The sequence below is a fragment of the Acidisphaera rubrifaciens HS-AP3 genome (assembly GCF_000964365.1).
In the GTDB taxonomy this organism is placed as follows: domain Bacteria; phylum Pseudomonadota; class Alphaproteobacteria; order Acetobacterales; family Acetobacteraceae; genus Acidisphaera; species Acidisphaera rubrifaciens.
In genome coordinates this window covers 1-4,052 of the sequence record NZ_BANB01000714.1, presented here as the reverse complement: position 1 = coordinate 4,052, position 4,052 = coordinate 1, and the positions used below count along the sequence as shown (strand labels likewise).

Annotated in this window: 5 protein-coding genes; 1 reads left to right on the top strand and 4 read right to left on the bottom strand. The window is 73.5% G+C overall.

Annotated elements, in window-relative coordinates; genetic code table 11:
• The 4 genes from B8460_RS16850 to B8460_RS16835 all read right to left on the bottom strand — a co-directional run.
• Positions 1–1,100: CCA tRNA nucleotidyltransferase (locus B8460_RS16850; RefSeq protein ID WP_241771219.1), on the bottom strand; the 1,100-nt coding region annotated here is incomplete at its 3' end.
• The gene (locus B8460_RS16845; RefSeq protein WP_048862777.1) at positions 1,084–1,326 is read right to left on the bottom strand and encodes a hypothetical protein; all 243 of its coding nucleotides are present in this window, start codon (positions 1,324–1,326) and stop codon (positions 1,084–1,086) included. The genes B8460_RS16850 and B8460_RS16845, both read right to left, overlap by 17 nt.
• Positions 1,327–1,336: 10 nt before the next feature.
• Positions 1,337–1,975 carry a CoA pyrophosphatase gene (locus tag B8460_RS16840; protein WP_048862776.1) on the bottom strand — a complete coding sequence of 213 codons (639 nt, stop codon included), beginning with the start codon at positions 1,973–1,975 and terminating at the stop codon, positions 1,337–1,339.
• Complete coding sequence (locus tag B8460_RS16835) at positions 1,972–2,610, bottom strand: DUF1285 domain-containing protein (protein ID WP_084623811.1); 639 nt, start codon at positions 2,608–2,610, stop codon at positions 1,972–1,974. The genes B8460_RS16840 and B8460_RS16835 overlap by 4 nt, the downstream gene beginning before the upstream one ends.
• A gap of 342 nt (positions 2,611–2,952) precedes the next feature.
• Here B8460_RS16835 and B8460_RS16830 point away from each other — a divergent pair, with 342 nt between their 5' ends.
• On the top strand, positions 2,953–3,960 hold the full coding sequence (locus B8460_RS16830) for an AAA family ATPase (protein WP_048862775.1): 1,008 nt from the start codon (positions 2,953–2,955) through the stop codon (positions 3,958–3,960).
• Positions 3,961–4,052: the final 92 nt, after the last annotated feature.

Here is a 4,052-nt window from a genome sequence, read left to right as displayed (position 1 = left end):
GCATCGCGCCCGGCAAGCGGGAAAACCGGGCGTTCGATGACCGCGAGCCGTGCCCGCAGCGCGTCCCAGCCCTCGGCCCCACCGTCGCGCCCGTGCCGGGCCTGCGCCAGCCACGCGCGCAGGGCCGCTATGTCCGCGGGTATGTCGGCCAGCAGCCGGCGCAGCGCGTCGTCGGAATCGCCGGGGCCTGGCGCGGGCGTGCCGCGCAGCGTCTCCAGGCGCGCCTGTTCATGATTGGCGAGCCGCAGCCGCGCGCCGAGCGCCGCCGCGTCCTCCGCCGTCAGGGCCGCGAGGCGCAGCAGCGGATCGGGCGGCGCCCCGGCCGCGATCAGCGGTGCCAGATCGTCCACCACCGCGCCGGGCAACACGGCGGCCAGAACGCCGAGCGCGGCCATCAGCCGCAGCGCGGACAGCGGGTCGGGGATGACGAGGATGCGGCGCAGTTCGCCCCAGACCCGCTCGGCGGACAGGCGCGCGAGGCCCGGCACCCCGGCGCGCAGCGCCGCCGCCGTCGCGGCATCGGGCGGGACGCGGCCATAGCGGGCCTGGAAGCGGAAATACCGGAGGATGCGCAGATAATCCTCGGCGATCCGCTGCGCCGGATCGCCCACGAAGCGCACCCGCCCGGCATCGAGGTCGGCGAGCCCCCCGAAATAGTCGAACACCGCCCCGTCGGGCCGCAGCGACAGGGCATTGATTGTGAAGTCGCGCCGGGCAGCGTCGGCGCGCCAGTCGGCGGTAAAGGCGACGACGGCGTGGCGGCCGTCCGTCGCCTCGTCGCGCCGCAGCGTGGTGACCTCGACCGGCCCGTCCGGCGTCACCGCCGTGACGGTGCCGTGCGCCAGCCCCGTCGGCACGACCCGCAGCCCGGCGGCTTCGAGGCGTTCGGTCACGCGCGCGGGCGGCTCGGGCGTGGCAACGTCGATATCGGCGACCGGGCGGCCGGCCAGCGCGTCGCGGACCGCCCCGCCCACCACGCGCGCGCCCGGCAGCGCGGATAGGATCTCGGCCAGCGCGGGGCGGACCAGGAAATCGGGCGGGTCGATCCACCGCGCCGGCGCCTCGTCCTCCCCGCCGCCCATGTCAGCCGTCGCGGCCATGGCCGGGGATCAGGTGCCCGTTCTGCCAGATCGCCGGCACGTAGACATCCGAACGGCCGAGGCTGCGCCGTTCCGACAGCCAGACCAGCGCCGACACCATCACGACGAGACCCAGGACGGCGGCCGTCACCATCCGTGCCGAGGGACCGCCCCGGCGCGCGAGGAACCACCATGCGGCGAAGGCCAGCGCCGGGGCCGCGAGCAGGCCAAGCTCCAGCCAGCGCATGCCCGGCCCCTCACCCGTCGTCCGCGCGCAGCACCCGCGCCAGGTGCAGCAGGATCGCGGCGGTCGCGCCCCATATATAGTGATCGGGATGCGGCCAGACCCAGAACTCCCGCCAGCGGCCCCGATACTGCGCCCGCCGCCGCTGCGGCGCGGCGGGATCGAGCAGGACGTCCATCGGCAGCTCGAACACCGCCTCCACCTCCTCGGGCGCCGGCGTGTAGCGCAGGCCCGGCGGGACCAGCCCGACGATGGGCGAGACCAGATAGCCGGTGCCGGTCACGTAATCGGGCAGCGTCCCCACGACCTCCACCTGCGCGGGGGAAAGCCCGATCTCCTCCTCCGCCTCGCGCAGGGCGGCAGAGGTCGCGTCGGGGTCGCCCGGGTCGATGCGCCCGCCCGGAAAGCTCACCTGCCCGGCATGGCGGCGCAGCCGTTCGGTGCGCTTGGTCAAAAGAATGCCGGGCGTGGGGCCCAGGATGATCGGCACCAGCACCGCCGCCGGCACCGGGGCGTGGTCCACGAGGTCGGCCGCGTCGTCCGAGCGAGCCGGGACGGCGAGCCGGGCATCGAGCGGATCATCCGCCCGCCGCGGCGCGGCGAGACGGAGGCGGAGGTCAGCGGCGTCCACGCCGGCGAACGGTCCCGTCACGCCTCGCCCGGCGGCATTTCGCCCAGCGGGAAGAACGCCCCGCCGCTCCAGACGCCCAGCATGCGCTGGCAGCGCACCTGATGCGGTTCCGCGAGTGCGACCAATTCGTAATAAACGGCCCGCGAGATCCGCGCCTCGATCGGAAAGGCCCCGTCGCCGTCGCGCACATGCAGATAGGGCGTCGGCTCGCAGGTCAGCAGGTCGTGCGCCACCCGCATCCTGTGCTCCGGCCCCAGGGTGATGACCTGGTCGACGTTGGTGCGGAACGACAGCGTCTGGCTGCGGCCCTCGCCGCTCCAGTCAAGCTCGACCGCGAGGAAGGGCACGTCCTCCACCTCGATATGGCCACGCTCGGCGGGGGTCTGGAGGTAGAATTTCCCTTCCGCATCGCGGCGCAGGACGCTGGAGAACAGGCAGACCAGCTCCTTCCGGCCGATCGGGCTGCCGCGATAGAGCCATGTCCCGTCGCGCTTGATCAGGAACGGCAGATCGCCGCAATCGACCGGCACCCGTGCCGCGCGCTCGATCCGGGGACCGCTTCCGCCGTCCGCGTGACGGACCTGCTCGGCGGCCCCGGACTTGGCCGGCCCGATGGTCACTGCCGGCACGGCGCCCCTGTCGATCACTTCCTGCATTCCGCCTCCCCGTCGCGGCGACCCTGTCGGTGACTCCATGGGCCGGGCGTCCTTCATCCGGCTATCCATCAGCCGGCAATGTCCCGGCAAGGCCGGGTCTGTCCAAGATCGGCCGGCACGCGCTGTGCTGCCCCACCCGATGACGGCCGGCCGAACCGCCAAGGACGATGCAGCCGACCGGCGCGCCTTCGCGCATGATCAGGATATAGGTAGCATCAGTCACCCCGGTGAAGGGCCGCCCGCCCCGGGCGACGATAACCGCAGAAGGAATCACGCATGTCCGCATCTTCCGCCGCGTCCGGTATGGCGGCAGGGTCACAGGCTGGCGTGCCAGGGGCCGGCATGCCCGGGGGGGGCGTCCCGACCCCGCTGACCGGTACCGAGTTGCTGGCGCAGGTGGAGGCGCTGGGCGGCCGGGTGGGTGCGGTGCGCGCGGAGATCGGACGCGTCCTGTTCGGACAGGACGAGGTGATCGACCAGACGCTCATCACCCTGCTGTGCGGCGGCCACCTGCTGCTGGTCGGCGTCCCTGGTCTCGGCAAGAGCAAGCTGGTGGAGACGCTGGGCGTCGTGCTCGGCCTCGCCGCCAAGCGCGTGCAGTTCACGCCCGACCTGATGCCCGCCGACATCCTCGGCAGCGAGGTGCTGGACGAAAGCGAGGGACGGCGCAGCTTCCGCTTCGTGCCGGGGCCGGTGTTCTGCCAGCTGCTGATGGCCGACGAGATCAACCGCGCGAGCCCGCGCACGCAATCCGCCCTGCTGCAAGCGATGCAGGAGAACCGGGTGGCCGTCGGCGGCGTGGAGCATGCCCTGCCCAAGCCGTTTCACGTCCTCGCCACGCAGAACCCGATTGAGCAGGAAGGCACCTACCCGCTGCCCGAGGCGCAGCTCGACCGCTTCCTGCTGGAGGTGATCGTCACCTATCCGGCGCTCGCCGCCGAGCGGACCATGCTGCTGGCGACCACGGGCGCGGCCGAGGCACGGCCGGCGCAGGTACTGACCGCCGACGAGTTGCAGGCGGCGCAGACGCTGATCCGCCGCGTACCGGTGGGCGAAAGCGTGGTGGACGCGATCCTGGCGCTGGTGCGCGGCGGCCGGCCGGAGACGTCCGACGACGATCTCGTGCAGAAGCACGTCGCCTGGGGCCCCGGCCCGCGCGCGGCGCAGGCGCTGATGCTCGCCTGCCGCGCCCGCGCGCTGCTGGATGGCCGGCTCTCGCCGAGCATCGACGACGTGGCGGCGCTCGCGCGGCCGGTGCTGCGTCACCGCATGGCCCTGAGCTTTTCGGCGCGGGAGGACGGGATCTCCCTCGCCGACGTCATCGACCGGCTGGTCGCCCGCCTTGGCTGACGTCGCCGGACGGCTCGCCCGACGCGCGGAATCGCTCGGCGCGCCGCTGCCGCCGCTGCTGGTCGCCGCCCAGCGCGTGGCGGCGACCGTCG